The sequence below is a fragment of the Rugamonas rubra genome (assembly GCF_900114705.1).
In the GTDB taxonomy this organism is placed as follows: Bacteria; Pseudomonadota; Gammaproteobacteria; order Burkholderiales; family Burkholderiaceae_D; genus Rugamonas; species Rugamonas rubra.
The window spans coordinates 42605-55936 of sequence record NZ_FOTW01000011.1 but is presented as its reverse complement, the minus strand read 5'-3'; the positions used below and the strand labels follow the sequence as shown (position 1 = coordinate 55936).

The 13332-nt window shown below is 61.2% G+C and carries 24 protein-coding genes; 6 read left to right on the top strand and 18 right to left on the bottom strand.

What is annotated here, in order from left to right; translation table 11 throughout:
• Nucleotides 1-12: 12 nt before the first annotated feature.
• The 3 genes from BM252_RS12290 to speB form a co-directional block, all read right to left on the bottom strand.
• Complete coding sequence (locus BM252_RS12290) at nt 13-450, bottom strand: YciI family protein (protein WP_093387801.1); 438 nt, start codon at nt 448-450, stop codon at nt 13-15.
• A gap of 26 nt (nt 451-476) precedes the next feature.
• Nucleotides 477-947, bottom strand: a complete 471-nt coding sequence (locus BM252_RS12285) for a VOC family protein (RefSeq protein WP_174900514.1) — start codon at nt 945-947, stop codon at nt 477-479.
• A gap of 181 nt (nt 948-1128) precedes the next feature.
• Nucleotides 1129-2106 carry an agmatinase gene (gene speB, locus BM252_RS12280; RefSeq protein WP_093388089.1) on the bottom strand — a complete coding sequence of 326 codons (978 nt, stop codon included), beginning with the start codon at nt 2104-2106 and terminating at the stop codon, nt 1129-1131.
• Nucleotides 2107-2236: 130 nt separating this feature from the next.
• On the opposite strand from speB, the gene BM252_RS12275 reads away from it, so the two are divergent.
• Complete coding sequence (locus BM252_RS12275; protein ID WP_093387798.1) at nt 2237-3115, top strand: LysR family transcriptional regulator; 879 nt, start codon at nt 2237-2239, stop codon at nt 3113-3115.
• A gap of 114 nt (nt 3116-3229) precedes the next feature.
• Here BM252_RS12275 and BM252_RS12270 read toward each other — a convergent pair whose 3' ends face one another.
• The 12 genes from BM252_RS12270 to BM252_RS31645 form a co-directional block, all read right to left on the bottom strand.
• Nucleotides 3230-3487 carry a hypothetical protein gene (locus BM252_RS12270; RefSeq protein ID WP_093387796.1) on the bottom strand — a complete coding sequence of 86 codons (258 nt, stop codon included), beginning with the start codon at nt 3485-3487 and terminating at the stop codon, nt 3230-3232.
• 15 nt (nt 3488-3502) lie between these two features.
• Nucleotides 3503-3832, bottom strand: coding sequence for a hypothetical protein (locus tag BM252_RS30080; protein ID WP_139236465.1), 330 nt, complete (start codon nt 3830-3832; stop codon nt 3503-3505).
• 18 nt (nt 3833-3850) lie between these two features.
• Nucleotides 3851-4114, bottom strand: a complete 264-nt coding sequence (locus tag BM252_RS30075; protein ID WP_139236463.1) for a hypothetical protein — start codon at nt 4112-4114, stop codon at nt 3851-3853.
• A 39-nt stretch (nt 4115-4153) separates the two neighbouring features.
• A complete protein-coding gene (locus BM252_RS12260; protein ID WP_139236461.1) occupies nt 4154-4537 on the bottom strand; it encodes a hypothetical protein in 384 nt (127 codons plus the stop codon).
• A 90-nt stretch (nt 4538-4627) separates the two neighbouring features.
• A complete protein-coding gene (locus tag BM252_RS30070; RefSeq protein WP_139236459.1) occupies nt 4628-5113 on the bottom strand; it encodes a hypothetical protein in 486 nt (161 codons plus the stop codon).
• Between the two features lie 16 nt (nt 5114-5129).
• Entirely contained in the window at nt 5130-5357 is a 228-nt protein-coding gene (locus BM252_RS30065) for a hypothetical protein (RefSeq protein WP_139236457.1), read from the bottom strand.
• Between the two features lie 14 nt (nt 5358-5371).
• On the bottom strand, nt 5372-5563 hold the full coding sequence (locus BM252_RS30060) for a hypothetical protein (protein WP_139236455.1): 192 nt from the start codon (nt 5561-5563) through the stop codon (nt 5372-5374).
• Between the two features lie 9 nt (nt 5564-5572).
• Complete coding sequence (locus tag BM252_RS12255; RefSeq protein WP_093387791.1) at nt 5573-5875, bottom strand: hypothetical protein; 303 nt, start codon at nt 5873-5875, stop codon at nt 5573-5575.
• A gap of 275 nt (nt 5876-6150) precedes the next feature.
• Nucleotides 6151-6510, bottom strand: a complete 360-nt coding sequence (locus BM252_RS12250) for a coiled-coil domain-containing protein (RefSeq protein WP_245774223.1) — start codon at nt 6508-6510, stop codon at nt 6151-6153.
• Nucleotides 6511-6542: 32 nt separating this feature from the next.
• Nucleotides 6543-6764 carry a hypothetical protein gene (locus BM252_RS30055; protein WP_139236453.1) on the bottom strand — a complete coding sequence of 74 codons (222 nt, stop codon included), beginning with the start codon at nt 6762-6764 and terminating at the stop codon, nt 6543-6545.
• 31 nt (nt 6765-6795) lie between these two features.
• Nucleotides 6796-6936 carry a hypothetical protein gene (locus BM252_RS31650; protein WP_245774222.1) on the bottom strand — a complete coding sequence of 47 codons (141 nt, stop codon included), beginning with the start codon at nt 6934-6936 and terminating at the stop codon, nt 6796-6798.
• Complete coding sequence (locus BM252_RS31645; protein WP_245774221.1) at nt 6899-7306, bottom strand: hypothetical protein; 408 nt, start codon at nt 7304-7306, stop codon at nt 6899-6901. Before BM252_RS31645 ends, BM252_RS31650 begins: the two co-directional genes overlap by 38 nt.
• A gap of 230 nt (nt 7307-7536) precedes the next feature.
• Between BM252_RS31645 and BM252_RS12240 the strand changes: the two genes are divergently transcribed.
• Nucleotides 7537-8226: a hypothetical protein gene (locus tag BM252_RS12240; RefSeq protein WP_139236451.1), complete on the top strand. Its 690-nt coding sequence runs from the start codon at nt 7537-7539 to the stop codon at nt 8224-8226.
• Between the two features lie 81 nt (nt 8227-8307).
• Here BM252_RS12240 and BM252_RS12235 read toward each other — a convergent pair whose 3' ends face one another.
• Complete coding sequence (locus BM252_RS12235; RefSeq protein ID WP_093387788.1) at nt 8308-9198, bottom strand: LysR family transcriptional regulator; 891 nt, start codon at nt 9196-9198, stop codon at nt 8308-8310.
• Between the two features lie 113 nt (nt 9199-9311).
• On the opposite strand from BM252_RS12235, the gene BM252_RS12230 reads away from it, so the two are divergent.
• The 4 genes from BM252_RS12230 to BM252_RS30995 all read left to right on the top strand — a co-directional run bounded on the left by BM252_RS12230 (nt 9312) and on the right by BM252_RS30995 (nt 11548).
• Nucleotides 9312-10424 carry an NAD(P)H-binding protein gene (locus BM252_RS12230; protein ID WP_093387787.1) on the top strand — a complete coding sequence of 371 codons (1113 nt, stop codon included), beginning with the start codon at nt 9312-9314 and terminating at the stop codon, nt 10422-10424.
• A gap of 167 nt (nt 10425-10591) precedes the next feature.
• Nucleotides 10592-10816 (top strand): hypothetical protein, encoded by a 225-nt coding sequence (locus BM252_RS30050; RefSeq protein WP_139236449.1) that lies wholly within the window; start codon nt 10592-10594, stop codon nt 10814-10816.
• Nucleotides 10817-10900: 84 nt separating this feature from the next.
• Complete coding sequence (locus BM252_RS12225; RefSeq protein ID WP_174900513.1) at nt 10901-11299, top strand: type II toxin-antitoxin system YafO family toxin; 399 nt, start codon at nt 10901-10903, stop codon at nt 11297-11299.
• A gap of 108 nt (nt 11300-11407) precedes the next feature.
• The gene (locus tag BM252_RS30995) at nt 11408-11548 is read left to right on the top strand and encodes a hypothetical protein (RefSeq protein WP_174900512.1); all 141 of its coding nucleotides are present in this window, start codon (nt 11408-11410) and stop codon (nt 11546-11548) included.
• A gap of 28 nt (nt 11549-11576) precedes the next feature.
• Here the strand turns inward: BM252_RS30995 and BM252_RS32210 are convergent, their stop codons facing one another.
• Together BM252_RS32210 and BM252_RS12215 are read right to left on the bottom strand one after the other, a co-directional pair.
• Complete coding sequence (locus tag BM252_RS32210) at nt 11577-12812, bottom strand: type II toxin-antitoxin system HipA family toxin (RefSeq protein ID WP_093387784.1); 1236 nt, start codon at nt 12810-12812, stop codon at nt 11577-11579.
• On the bottom strand, nt 12812-13117 hold the full coding sequence (locus tag BM252_RS12215; RefSeq protein WP_093387782.1) for a helix-turn-helix domain-containing protein: 306 nt from the start codon (nt 13115-13117) through the stop codon (nt 12812-12814). The genes BM252_RS32210 and BM252_RS12215 overlap by 1 nt, the downstream gene beginning before the upstream one ends.
• Nucleotides 13118-13332: the final 215 nt, after the last annotated feature.

Sequence of the window (13332 nt, the reverse complement as noted above, 5' to 3'; positions counted from 1 at the left end):
CGCGCCCCCGGCTCAGGCGCCGGCGCCGGCCAGCGCCTTGGCCTGGGCGAACACGCGCTGCTCCTGCTCGCGCAGCTCGGGCGTCATCTGCTCGCCGAAGTCGTCCATCTCGAACACCTGGCGGATTTCGATCTCGCTGTCGCAGTCGAACGGGTTCGGGCAGCGCCGCATCCACTCGATGGCCTCGTCCTTGGACTTGGCCTGGATCAGCCAGAAGCCGGCGATCAGCTCCTTGGTCTCGGCGAAGGGGCCGTCGACGACGACCCGCTTGTCGCCCTCGAAGCGGATGCGCGCGCCCTTCGCGCTCGGATGCAGGCCCTCGCCGGCCAGCAGCACGCCGGCCTTGACCAACTCCTCGTTGAAACGGCCCATCTCGGTGAGCAGGCGCTCGCTGGGCATGATCCCCGCCTCGGAATCGGCGGTGGCTTTGACGATAATCATGAAACGCATGGAAGTCTCCTGGAGTGGGTGGCGGCTTACTGGCAGGCGGACTGTTCCTTCATCCCGCGCTGCATCTCCTCCGGCGAGACGTCCTTGATGTGCGAGGCCAGCGACCACTGGTGGCCGCTGGGGTCGGTGACGATGCCGTAGCGGTCGCCCCAGAACATGTCGGCCAGCGGCATCTTGACGACGGCGCCGGCGTCGACGGCGCGGGCGAAGGCGGCGTCGACGTCCTTGACGTACAGGTGCAGCGTGACCGGCGTGCCCTTCAGCGCGTTCGGCGCCAGGCTGCCGTGCTCCGGGAAGGCGTCGGCCAGCATGAAGGCCGAGTCGCCGATGCGCAGCATGGCGTGCATGATCTTGCCGTCCTCGCCGGGCAGGCGGCCGCCCTCCTCGGCGCCGAAGGCCTTCTTGTAGAACTCGATGGCCTTGGCCGCGTTGTCGCACACCAGGTGCGGGGTGATCGTGTGCATACCTTCGGGGATGGGGTTTACTTTTGCGGTCATGATTGGCTCCTTAGTGTGGGTTGGTAAGAGCAACGACAGCCGGCGGCGCGCCGGAAAATCTCTACTCTACCTCCACGACGAAGCGGCACGACTCAAATCGACAAAAAATTTTAAAAAGTTTAAAAGTAGTTTTTTGCTATCGCCGCCGCGCCCCGTTTCGCGCCGACCTTCCCCGCCACGGCTAGACTTGGCGCAGGCCCTGGCGCGCCACTTTCTGGTTGCGCAACAGGCACAACATGTCGGCCGCCAAGTGGGCCGCCGCCAGCGCCGTGATCTCGCTCTGGTCGAACGGCGGCGCCACCTCGACCACGTCCATGCCGACCAGGTTCAGCGGCCCCAGGCCGCGCACCAGCGCCAGCGCCTGCGCCGAGCTCAGGCCGCCGGCCACCGGGGTGCCGGTGCCGGGCGCGTGGGCCGGGTCGAGGCAGTCGATGTCGAAGGTCAAGTAGGCCGGCCGCTGGCCGACAACGGCCAGGATGCGCGCCAGCGCCGCCGCCGTGCCGTGCTCGTGGACCCACGGCGCGTCGATCACGTTGAAGCCCATGAAGTCCTGGTTCCAGGTGCGGATGCCGATCTGCACCGAGGTGGCCGGGTCGACCAGGCCCTCCTTGACGGCCTTGTAGAACATCGTGCCGTGGTTGAGCGAGGCCGGGTTGTCGTCCGGCCAGGTGTCGCAGTGGGCGTCGAAGTGCACCAGCGACAAGGGCTTGCCGTACTTTTCCGCGTGCGCCTGCAGCAGCGGATAGGTGATGAAATGGTCGCCGCCCAGCGTCAGCATCTTGGCGCCGCCGGCCAGGATGGTGCGGGCGTGGGCGGCGATGGCCGGCGCGATGCCGAGCGGGTTGTGGGCGTCGAACCAGCAGTCGCCGTAGTCGACCACGGCCAGCTCGTCGAACGGGTCGAAGCCCCAGGGAAAGGCCATCAGCTCGGCCAGCTGCACGCTGGCGGCGCGCACCGCCGCCGGGCCCAGCCGGGCGCCGGGGCGGAAGGTGGTGGCCAGGTCCAGCGGCACGCCGGTGACGGCCACATCGACGCCGGCCAGGTCGCGGCTGTAGCTGCGGCGCATGAAGCTGAGCACGCCCGCGTAGGTGTTCTCGACGCTGCTGCCGTACAAGGAGGCGCGGCGCACCGCGCCGTCGCCCTGGGTCTGTTCGTTCATCATCTTCCCCCGTCATGCATGCTGGTCATACCGGCGCACGGCGCGCCAGCCCTGACCCGCATTCTGCTGGCGTCGCGCGGCCATGTAAAATGATCGATATTGCTCAACCCATTAGATTTTTTTATACCGCATGGATAAACGCCTGCCCCCGCTGCAAAGCCTGCTGGCCTTCGAGGCGAGCGCCCGGTTGGGCAGCTTTTCGCGCGCGGCGGCCGAGCTGGCGCTGACCCAGTCGGCCATCAGCCACCAGATCCAGAATCTGGAGGTCTGGGTCGGCCAGGCGCTGTTCAGCCGCCACGGCCGTGGCGTCAAGCTGACCTCGGCCGGCGAGCTGTTCGCCGGCACCGTCGCCGACGCCCTGCAGACGCTGCGCGAGGGCCGCGCCCGCATCGAGCCCTACCGCAATCCCGACTCGGTGCTGCTGGCCTGCGGCGCCGACTTCGCCGCCGGCTGGCTGACGCCGCGCCTGGCCGATTTGCGCGCGCGCCACCCGGCGCTGGAGGTATGGTTGATCACCCAGGACGAGCTGAGCGAGATCGACCGCATCGACGTCGACCTGATCGTCTCGACGCGGCAGTTGCACAGCGAGCAGATGCAGTCCGTGCCGCTGCTGGCCGACCACGCGCTGGCCGTCTGCGGGCCGGCCACGGCGCGCCGCCTGGCCGGCCTGGCCCTGGCCGAGGTGCTGCTGGCGGCGCCGCTGCTGATCGACGAGCACCACCCCGAGTGGGCGCCGTGGCTGCCGGCGCTGGCGCTGCCGACCACGCGCGCGCTGACCGTCGACGACGCCCGCCTGCGCCTTGCCGCCGCGCAGGACGAGCTGGGCATCGCCATGCTGTCGCGCCTGAGCGTGGACGGCGCGCTCAGGCGCGGCAGCCTGTGCGCGCTGGCACAGCTGCCGACGGTGGCGCTGGCGCCGCTGTGGCTGACCCAATCGAAACTGGCGCCGCGCACGCCGGCCGTGCAACTGGCCTACGACTGGCTGCGCGCGGCGGCGGCCGAGGCTTGACAGCATTGCGTCAAGACACCTCCATGAACTTTGCCGTAGGCATTTTTTTGTTTTATATTCCGTGCAGCGCCAACATGGCTTCTGCACGCGCAGCATCTTTTCCTATCCCGAGGGTCAAAAGCCGACCTGGCTCACATCTTCCGCAGCGAGTACGTAGCGAATCACATGGTGGGGGAGATGCAGCTCGATGCCGCGCTGACCCGACGAATCTCCTTCAGGTGCTAACGTCATGTGCATGTACACCCCGTTCGGTTCGACTTCCTTGGCCAGGAAGTAGCAACCGTTCTCTCCCTTTCGCAAATGCGCAGCTAGCGTCGGCAGAAACTGAATTTCGGCGCCTTCGATTAATACGACAGCAAAACTTCTTTTCATGCGTTTTCCTCGACCTTATCTGCACGAAATATCCAAGCGCTGCTTGGCTGCGGTGCAATTCATGGCAAGCTCGATAGAGCGACCCTCTTTGGGATTGAAAACGGTGAAAACCAAAAAATCAGCCCCATTACATGTTGCTGTAATAGACCCGTCCGCCTTGCGCTTTGCATCCTCTACTTTTTTGCATGTGGGGAAGTTGTACTTGATGATCTTACTTGCTACCGCCAAGGCATTCCCCTTCGGTGCTGCGCCTACCGCGAAAGGCGCTGCGATCGAACTTGTCGAAACCGACAATACGAAGCAGCTCGCGGCCATGCAGGTAACTCTAGTTTTTAATAAGCTCATCACTACTTCTCGGGTCTCTTAACGCGCGAATGGAACAACGTGAGCATGCTCGCGGCGGCACGACTCGCATTTGACATACTCCCGCCCATCCATTCGGGTCGGCTGATACACGAACTTTTGAGGATGCTTGCCGTTGCTGTATTCCTTAACAATTTCTTCGGCACCGCAGGAAGTGCATTTGATGTGCATGTCATCACCATCATGACGAACGAACACATGGCCGACATGGAAACCGGCAGCGGCCGCAGCGCGTGCCGCATCTTCAATTGCTTTCTGATCCATACATTTCCTCATAAACCGTTTATACGGTATTTTCCGAGGTTAGCGGTAGATGAATTCGTAGCCAGCCGCAGTCAGAAGATAGTCGGCGCCGCGCTTCTCAAAAATGCCTTGAGCCGCAAGTTGATCAGCGGCCGGTAGGAGTAAAGTCTTCTGCTTCTGGTTGAGCGTCGGCACCAGCTGGAATTGAACCGCCTTACCGTTGAGGGAATGGCCGATTTGGGCATTTGAGGTACGCATCAGTTCGAGCAAACCTTCGCGAACTGGTGCTGCTTCATCAGAGTCCTCGATCACATTCAGGACCGTGTTAAATTGGCGTCCGCGCACGTTCAAGGCTTCCAAAACTTCCTTCATTCCTGGGATGGCATTGAAAGCCGCTTGTTCTTCTGGTGTTGCATTGGTGAAGTCGATTTGTACAGAAATCATTTTAGTTCCTCGCTGGACGGCACCGCGCCGACCTTCTCAATGCACCAGGCCCGTCGTGCGGGCCGTGGGTGCAGCTCTGGGCGATTTCCCCTATTTCCAGATAAAGATGTGCTGCTCCAGCTTGAGATCATTTTTAGATAGTTCTACGATCCGCTTCAAGCACTGGCTCGCTGCCTGCTGCATCCCTCCAATTGATTCCACGTACATCTCGTAATCAGTGCTCCACTCGACACGCACGCGATCCAATGCGGCGTTTGCTTCCTCCGAGAATAAAAATGCGCCTGAATCTGCCGCTTTACGGACGCGTGTATAAGCCTCGGTTGTCAGTTTAGACAGTTCAGAAGACCTTTCATCAGAAAGGCTCCTGTACTCGATTTCGGCCTTATACCGCACGCTATAGGCGTAGGTAAGATCGGAAAGCGCCTCAATTACTGACTGGTAGGCGCTTACTCTTAACTCCCACCATTTCTTGAAGCGGTGGTCTTTGATACCAATAAATGCCGTAAAGAGCCCCGCTACAAGTCCTGCTCCAGCCATCTTGCCGATGTCCCACAGAATGTTAAAATCAATTTCCAATATCCATCCGATCTAGCTAGCTGTAGATGTATTCCCACTCCGCTAAGTTGCGGGGTGCTTCGATTTCATCAAAGTCAATATTTTGATAGCGTGGTTGGAACACTGATCCGTCGGCAAGTGCATCCGCTGCCTCTTGTTGGTCTTGATACTTCCCGAGACCCTCACCATCAAGCGTTAGTTCGCACCCTCCGTCCGAGTGGGTGCAAATCATGAAAGTTCCAACACGGGTCTTGAGTAAAAACATGTGCAAATTTTCCTTTAAAACGGCCGTGGTCGGCGAGGACCAATCGGCAAGCGCGGAATGTCTTTCCCAATTTCCTGCGCTTCGTCCTCAGCTGCGCGACGTTGCTCGCGTTGCAGATTATCTTCTTCGATCCGCTTTCCGTCCTGAACAGCCGAGTTCCATTCCGGCGACCCGATGAGCATTTGTGCACTGGCCTTTTGTGGCATGTTGAATTCCTATACGTTATTGCCGGACGCATACAAGTCATCAAAGACATGGTCCGGCATCCATGTTTCGTATTCATCTGGCGTCCCAAGCTTGCGGACGACAAGATAGCCAGGAAAGATTCGATGGTGGCTAGGCGGCGGCTTCATCGTTGAGCTCGCCGCCTTTTTTCTGTACCGCACGTCGTACTCCGCATTGCTCATGTCCACCGCGCGAACCTTCGCTCCAAAGTCTGATGCTACAGCTTCGTCCACTGCAACGTACAAGGGCAGATCCGATCGATCAATGAGCGGCCTGTTGAAGTCGTACGTCATACGTTTTCCTTTGACTCAGTTGGCAGTCGGCAAGATACGGCATTCGGTCGACTCGTACACTAACAGCGTTTCGTAACCGCGCTGCGCAATACGTTCTGCCCATTCCTCGCATGCCAAGTAGTAGCCGGCGGCGCCGCGATTGGACTCGGAAAGCAGATGAAATCTCGATTGGCATAGTCGGCCATACCGAACTGGCCGGCCACCGAGTCGAACACCTGAGCGCCGGCCTTGAACACTGTACTGCGATTTGCGAGCATGTCCGATTTCCTTGTGTTTCAGTGAACGAGCTTGAGAACAAGACCGGCGATCAGGGCCATTTGCAGCAGGCCGACCGACACGACCCAACGAATCAGCTCGCCTTTCACCTCGGCGGCGCTTTTGTCGATCTTGGCATTGATCGTATCCAAGGATGCCTTGATCGCCACCAACTCTTGCGACACGTCTTGCTTGCTCGAAAACCGCTCAGCAATACTGGAATACTCCGCACTGATTACCTCGGCCAGCACGGCCGCTTGCATCTTTGCTTGGGCCATCGAGAAACCTGCGCTCTCAAAGCGCTCCACCATTTTCAACGTATCAAACGGGACTGCTGCCATAAATGTCTCCGGTAACTGGGTGCTGAATTGCATGTCCATGCAGAGAATCATGGTACACAATGCGTACCTAATCAGGTGATCTTTTTTATCTTCTTTTGCGTCTGCGAAAGTGACTTTTCGACAGCTTCACGCACGAATTTATCCATGCCACGAGTCCCTTTCGACGACACGGGTAATCGATAGCTTTTCAAAGCCCGTGGCGTGATGCCGGTTTTCGCGGCAACGTCATCCCACGTCGTGCCAAGCGCGTCTTTAAGAGCTAGCAGAAGCTCCTGTTGCGATAGTTCTGTCATGAATAGTAGTTTATGTACACAGTGTGTACCATCATATTACATCGGCAAACGCTTGTCTAAGAGTTTCGTCCGACACTTCCAAATACGGATCGACGCATTCCAGATCAGCGTGCCCAAGCATGAGCTGAATCGTATCAAGGTCGTGACCCTGAGCCAGCAGCCGCGATGCCATCGTGCGCCGCGCCAGAATGGCTTGAGCCGCCCTTAATCCCCGCGCCCCGATACAGCTTGGTCACATGGGATTGCAAGGCGTCACAGGCCGCGTAATCGACTTGATCGCCCGCGAAACTGATCCGGCGCTTGCAGTTCATTGAATACTTGAAGCCCTTGAACGTCAGCACGAGCTTGCTATCTGGCCGCAGGCCACGGTAGCGCTTTGGCTCGTCGCTCGTTCGCCATCGCCGCTCGACGCGCAGCGCCAGATAGTCTTCCAATGCCGCGATCAGATCGTGGTTGGTCGGGTAGATGCACCGCTGGCGGCACCCCTTCGTCACCACGGCCCGCAAGCTGACCTCCTGCCGCAGTTTGCCCGAGGCGAACAAAACATCACCCACTTCGACCTGGGCGATACCGGGTTGCCGAAGCGCGGGACGTGCGCGGGCGGAGCCCCAAGGCGCGATACTTCGACGTAACGTGTGGCCGACCGCCGGGCGCCACGTGCGGAAAGGGTGGCAGCGGCATTCGTACAGGTCCGCCCAGTTCGCCGGCGCTGGTTGATTTGGTTAATTGAAACGGACGTCGGAGTACAATGAAAACTCCAAAGGGATGAACCATGTCCACCAAAATCTCGGCATTGAAGAACGCCACCGCCGATCAAAGCACAGACGCATGGCATGCGCGCCCCGCCCGGGTGGAGGCGCTCGCACCCGCCAATATCGAACAGGCCGCAGACTTGGGCGCCGGCTACGTCATTGTCAAACTGCGCAATCCGCCGACTCGGCGCGGCCACATCGCAAACCAAGCTTTCCAAACGACAATACCTGTCATGACGCGCGAACGCCTTGTCACGGCGCTCCAGCGCGGCGGCACGCTGGCGGGCGTCGAGGATTTGCGCAAGCGGCCGGTCAAAAACGAAGCGTTCATGCGCAACATGGCCAGCCAGGAACGGGCGCGGCGCACCGAGTTGGCCGAGAGCGGCGCGCTGATCGGCGCCCAGGACCTGGCCGACCGTCTGGAGGTGTCTCCGCAGGCCGTGAGCAAGGCCCTCAAGGCCGGCCGGCTGTTTGCGCTGGAGGGAAGCGGCGGCCGCCCCCTGTATCCGGCCTTCTACTCCGACGGCGAGGTGTCCCGGCGGGTTCTGGAGACGGTGACGCGGGCGCTCGGCGACATCCCGGCGTCGAGCAAGTGGCAGTTCCTCACCACGCCCAAGGCCTCCCTCGGCGGCGCCACCCCGCTGCTGGCCCAGCAGCGGGGCGACCTCCAAGCCGTGATGGCGACGGCCGCCGGATTCGTGGAGCGTTAGTCGGGCGCCAGCCCGCTCGCCCGCCCCCGGCGTCGCTCGCCGCCGACGGCGGCCTGCCATGGCCAAAACCACGCGGCGGGTTTAATCTAGTGCCGCGAGGTAGTCCGTCAAACCCGCCACCAGCGCGGCGAAGGTGACGGCGCAGCGCGGACTGTCGCGCAGGTCCTCGTGCATCGCCACCCAGGTGTCGAGCTCGATGTTGAACTCGGCCGCCAGCACCCGCCGCAGCTCCGGCGCGCGCGCCGCCAGCGCCACCTGACACACGCCGATGCCGTAGCCGGCGCGCAGCAGCGCCAGCTGGGCCAGGTCGCTGTCGCTGCGGAAGCTGAACCGCTCGCGCGACACGGCCGGGAAGCGCTCGCGCAGCCGCCGCAGGAACTCGGTCTCTTGGTCGTAGCCGATCAGGCTGTGGCCGGCCAGGTCGTCCAGCGTGGCCGGCGCGCCGTGCCGCTGCAGATAGTCGCGGTGGGCGTGCAGGCCCAACGCCACCGCCCCGACGCGGCGCGCCACCAGCGCGTCCTGGCTCGGCCGCAGCATGCGCACGGCGATGTCGGCCTCGCGCAGCAGCAGGTCGTCGACCCGGTTCGACAGCAGCAGCTCGACGGTCAGCTCGGGCCAGGCGGCGCGCAGCCGCGCCAGGATGGGCGGCAGCACCTCGACCCCGACCACCTCGCTGGCGCTGATGCGCACCGTGCCGCGCACGCCGTCGCCCTGGCTGCTGGCCACCCGGCGCAGCGCGGCGGCGCTGGCCGCCAACGCCGCCGCGTACGGCCGCAGCGCCAGCGCCGCCTCGGTCGGCGCGTAGCCGTCGTGCGAGCGGGTGAACAGCTTCAGGCCCAGCGCCTGCTCCAGCCCCTCGATGTGCCGGCCCACCGTCGGTTGCGCCATGCCGAGGGCGCGCGCGGCGGCCGACAGCGAACCGTTGTCCAGCACGCCCAGCAGCGACCGATACCACTCCCAGTTCGCCTCCATCGCCGCCACCGTATTCAAAAATGTATAGATACCATTCTAATCTAGTCAATTTCGTTTTGATCGAAGGGCGCGCAGAATGTGTTCATCAAGCCAACCGCCCCGAGGAGACGCACATGACCACCACCACCACCCCATCGAGCCCAGCCATCCCCCCGACCGCCGGCGCCGCCCACGACGCCGCCCGCCAAGCGGCGCCAGTGCCGGCCCCGGCCGGCAGCCCGCCCCTGCCGGCCGGCCGCAGCGCGCTGGTGCTCGGTGCCACCGGCGGCATCGGCGGCGCCGTCGCCCGGCGCCTGCTGGCGGCCGGCTGGCAGGTCAAGGCGCTGCACCGGGCACCGGCCGGCCGCGCGCCGCTGGGGCGGAATTTCAGCTGGATCGCCGGCGACGCCATGCGGCGCGACGACGTGCTGCGCGCCGCCGACGGCGTCGCGCTGATCGTCCACGCCGTCAACCCGCCCGGCTACCGCGACTGGGACAAGCTGGTGCTGCCGATGATGGACAACAGCATCGCCGCCGCGCGCCGCCGCGGCGCCCGCATCGTGCTGCCCGGCACCGTCTACAACTACGGCCCCGACGCCTTCCCGGACATCGGCGTCGACGCCGCGCAGCGCCCGCTCACGCGCAAGGGCGCCATCCGCGTCGAACTGGAGCGCCGGCTCGAGCTGGCCGCCGCCGACGGCGTGCGCAGCCTGATCGTTCGTGCCGGCGACTTCTTCGGCCCCGGCGCCGCCAACAACTGGCTCTCGCAGGGGCTGGTCAAGCCGGGCCGGCCGCTGCGCGTCGTCAACAACCCGGGCCGCGCCGGCGTCGGCCACCAGTGGGCCTACCTGCCCGACGTGGCCGAGACCATCTGCCGCCTGGTCGCCATCGAGCAGCGGCTGGACGACTTCGCCCGCTTCCACATGGACGGCCACTGGGACACCGACGGCACGCGGATGGCGGCCACCGTGGCCCATGTCGCCGCCGGGGCCGGCGCCGGCCGGGTCGCCGTCAAGCCGCTGCCCTGGTGGCTGCTGACGCTGGCCGCGCCCTTCGTGCCGACGCTGCGCGAAATGCGCGAGATGCGCTACCTGTGGCGCCAGCCGGTGCGGTTGAGCAACCGCCGCCTGCTCGAGGTGCTCGGCGCCGAGCCGCATACGCCGCTGGAGCAGGCGGTGCGCGCCACGCTGCAGGGGCTGGGGTGCTTGCCGGGCGACGATCTGGCCGCCCTGCTCAAGGCGATGTGAAATAGGCCAATGATCCCGTAGCGCTTACCGTATAAACTGCTTGTGCCCGTTCAAAGCAGCGGGCGTTTCCTTCTCGATAGCGGCGCGCGACGCGTAGGGAGTCGATGATTCCTAGCCCGTTCACCGTGCTAGACTATTGAAAAATGAGCACGTCACCGGAGCATGCCATGCATCGCCTAAAGCCAGTTCTTGATGTCCCCACCAGCAACGTCATCGAGTCACCTGGGCAATCCCCGGACCTCGCGGCCTACCACAAGCGCCAACGGGAAATCTCGGCTGGCAAACACCCGGAAGTGTTGGAGAGCTATCGCAAGATTTACGACAACGAAAAATTAACCAAAGAAGCTCAATACCAAGTCCTCGTTGCTAAAAAACCGCGCGAGGCAAAGTGAAGGGGATTCATTTTGCCGTCCAGAATTTCTGTCCAGGCAACTGCGTACCTTCAGAACTCGCTTGCCGCAGCCGAGCTCGAGAACTTGCTCGCCGACTTCGCTGAATGGAAATCCCTGGGCGCAGCAGGCGAAAACTATAGCTACATCTTTGGCAAAGATGCGGCATACAAGCCTCCAATATGCCAGCACTATGAGTTGCGGCATGCGCATTTGGCGCCGCTATCAAACCCATCCGCGATGACGTTGTGGAACTGGGCGTGGAATCAGACTCCTCCGAGAAAGAGGACAAGCGACAAGGCACTCATCTACAGCCAGTCCGAGAACAAGTACTCGAGGAAAATCGATTTTCTTTTGATCTCGATCATCGATGATCCCGAGGCGCACAGGACGGCAAAGATGTCCACACCGCAGGATAAGGCGCTGATGCAGCACTTTGCCAAAATCGCCAAGGAATTCATTTTCAGCGGCAAGATCATCGCGTAATGGCCTTTTTCATCAAGCAGCTCTTGGCTGCCCTTGACATACCGTTCGGCCGTCGCCTCATCTGCGGGAAGCTAGCTTTGGAAACCCTGAAACCTGTGGCGCCAGCCGGTGCGGCTGAGCAACCGCCGCCTGCTCGAGGTGCTCGGCGCCGAGCCGGACACGCCGCTGGAGCAAGCGGTGCGCACCACGCTGCATGGGCTGGGGTGCCTGTCGGGCGACGAACGGACCACCCAGTTCAAGGCGATGTGAAATAGGCCAATGATCCCGTGGCGCTTACCTATCGATCTAACGAGATGCAGTTCGCCAGAACCGCGATGTCATTTTTTCGAACTCCGGCCTCCTTAAAGCTAACGACCCACCCAGAAACCGCGTTCCTCACCGATGCCACGATTTCCTTTGCCTCCTCAGGCTTGAGTAGAAATCGGCCGCATTGTGACAACGCGTTCTCTACCGTGCTGGCCGCACCCAGGGCCCCCACACCAATAGATTGAGGGTGGCTCGAAGCAGAGATGTGGGGAACAATATCGAAAGCAGGCGATAACACATATCGCCCGGGCGACTCCATGAGCAAAGCGTGATTGCGCAAGTGATCGTCAACATTGCCTACGAAAATATTAAACACCATTCTTCGGAAAAGCTCACGGCTATCCAGCTGCCCCCTGATGTTGAACGGCCTCATCGCCTCGACTATGCCGGCATACGAAAACGAAGTCTTGTATTCCCGCCCGTCGGTGCTAAGGGCAGAGGGATTCAGCAGACTATGCGCGCTGATATAGTGTTTACGTCGCCCACCTTTGGTTCGATCAAAACGCTCAACCAGGAAGACGGACCGGCCAGCGACATCTATCAACTCGAAATCGGGGGTATCAATGCCCGCTTTGTGGGCTAAGCACATCGTTGCATACTCGACCTTGGGAACGTCAAAAATGTCATCCGGCCGAGAAAATTTTGCAATATGTTCCGTGCCATCGTGAGTAACTATCGTTTTCGGACGGACACCACCCAAGCTGCTGCCAGGTGCGAGTAGGCGTATGTCTGAATCAGTCAAGTCCACATCTTCGTTTACGGCCAGCGCGTCAACTACCCGCAAGAGTTTCCCTGACAACTCCTCCGTCCTGGCAGCGTCTATGCCCAGTCCAGGCTTTTCGGTGTGATGCCTGGAAAATCCAAGGCAACCGGATCCATAGTGCCAAGAGTTGAGCAGCCACTCCACCGGATTCGAAGGTAATGGTTCATTTTTCCTTGTTAAAACGCTCGCAGTCAGCTTTACGCCCCATGCATTCGGTCCTGCGTCAGATAAGACGCCATACGTCCCGTCGTGTCTGCGCGCCAACAATTGCACTTCCGCCGACCGCCTTAGATGTATTGGGTCCAAGTCAAAGGATTGAGGTCTGTTTATATAGTGACGACCATATGCGAAATGACCGTCCCCAGCCTCGTCCACAGCGAAGCTGCCGACTGGCAACGGCTCGACAGGATTGGAACAGTCAAAAACTGTGCATGCGAGTACCATCAGAACTCCTGCTCAAGGATGGGCGCGCTAGGTGTTCGTTGGTGCTTCAGCTTGCTCGGCTGACTAAGCAAAAGCTCGACGTCCGCGAGCTCCCCGAGTGCCTCGAGCACGCTGAGTAGCAAGCCAAGCGAAACACCCAAATCCCCCCGCTCCAGTCGGCCCAGCGTCGTTCGATGAATACGACACATTCTTTCCAAGTCTGAAAGAGTCAGCCGTTGCGCCTTTCTTGCAAGACGCAGTCGCTCGCCTAACCGTATCGCGACATCGGTAACTGCAATCGTTGCAAAATCGAAATTATGTCGCATATATCCAACTTTTTTAGTATTTTGATGTATCGATACATCATATGATCATCGTCTTGAACGATCAACACTTAAAAATACATAAAATGTCACATAGATGCATCATTTTAAATAAAATGATGCATTAAAGCATCCTAGTATCTCGCTGGCCGCCATAAGCGCCAACTGGCAATCTCGGCCGGGAAAGCCGGAAGTACTGGGAACCTACCGAGGAATTG

What these genes read in the sequence shown, in the direction of transcription:
- BM252_RS12290 (WP_093387801.1), bottom strand. Translation starts at nt 450, where the DNA reads ATGCGTTTCATGATTATCGTCAAAGCCACCGCCGATTCCGAGGCGGGG.
- BM252_RS12285 (WP_174900514.1), bottom strand. Translation starts at nt 947, where the DNA reads ATGACCGCAAAAGTAAACCCCATCCCCGAAGGTATGCACACGATCACC.
- speB (WP_093388089.1), bottom strand. Translation starts at nt 2,106, where the DNA reads ATGAACGAACAGACCCAGGGCGACGGCGCGGTGCGCCGCGCCTCCTTG.
- BM252_RS12275 (WP_093387798.1), top strand. Translation starts at nt 2,237, where the DNA reads ATGGATAAACGCCTGCCCCCGCTGCAAAGCCTGCTGGCCTTCGAGGCG.
- BM252_RS12270 (WP_093387796.1), bottom strand. Translation starts at nt 3,487, where the DNA reads ATGAAAAGAAGTTTTGCTGTCGTATTAATCGAAGGCGCCGAAATTCAG.
- BM252_RS30080 (WP_139236465.1), bottom strand. Translation starts at nt 3,832, where the DNA reads ATGAGCTTATTAAAAACTAGAGTTACCTGCATGGCCGCGAGCTGCTTC.
- BM252_RS30075 (WP_139236463.1), bottom strand. Translation starts at nt 4,114, where the DNA reads ATGGATCAGAAAGCAATTGAAGATGCGGCACGCGCTGCGGCCGCTGCC.
- BM252_RS12260 (WP_139236461.1), bottom strand. Translation starts at nt 4,537, where the DNA reads ATGATTTCTGTACAAATCGACTTCACCAATGCAACACCAGAAGAACAA.
- BM252_RS30065 (WP_139236457.1), bottom strand. Translation starts at nt 5,357, where the DNA reads ATGTTTTTACTCAAGACCCGTGTTGGAACTTTCATGATTTGCACCCAC.
- BM252_RS30060 (WP_139236455.1), bottom strand. Translation starts at nt 5,563, where the DNA reads ATGCCACAAAAGGCCAGTGCACAAATGCTCATCGGGTCGCCGGAATGG.
- BM252_RS12255 (WP_093387791.1), bottom strand. Translation starts at nt 5,875, where the DNA reads ATGACGTACGACTTCAACAGGCCGCTCATTGATCGATCGGATCTGCCC.
- BM252_RS12250 (WP_245774223.1), bottom strand. Translation starts at nt 6,510, where the DNA reads ATGGACATGCAATTCAGCACCCAGTTACCGGAGACATTTATGGCAGCA.
- BM252_RS30055 (WP_139236453.1), bottom strand. Translation starts at nt 6,764, where the DNA reads ATGACAGAACTATCGCAACAGGAGCTTCTGCTAGCTCTTAAAGACGCG.
- BM252_RS31650 (WP_245774222.1), bottom strand. Translation starts at nt 6,936, where the DNA reads ATGGCATCGCGGCTGCTGGCTCAGGGTCACGACCTTGATACGATTCAG.
- BM252_RS12240 (WP_139236451.1), top strand. Translation starts at nt 7,537, where the DNA reads ATGTCCACCAAAATCTCGGCATTGAAGAACGCCACCGCCGATCAAAGC.
- BM252_RS12235 (WP_093387788.1), bottom strand. Translation starts at nt 9,198, where the DNA reads ATGGAGGCGAACTGGGAGTGGTATCGGTCGCTGCTGGGCGTGCTGGAC.
- BM252_RS12230 (WP_093387787.1), top strand. Translation starts at nt 9,312, where the DNA reads ATGACCACCACCACCACCCCATCGAGCCCAGCCATCCCCCCGACCGCC.
- BM252_RS30050 (WP_139236449.1), top strand. Translation starts at nt 10,592, where the DNA reads ATGCATCGCCTAAAGCCAGTTCTTGATGTCCCCACCAGCAACGTCATC.
- BM252_RS32210 (WP_093387784.1), bottom strand. Translation starts at nt 12,812, where the DNA reads ATGGTACTCGCATGCACAGTTTTTGACTGTTCCAATCCTGTCGAGCCG.
- BM252_RS12215 (WP_093387782.1), bottom strand. Translation starts at nt 13,117, where the DNA reads ATGCGACATAATTTCGATTTTGCAACGATTGCAGTTACCGATGTCGCG.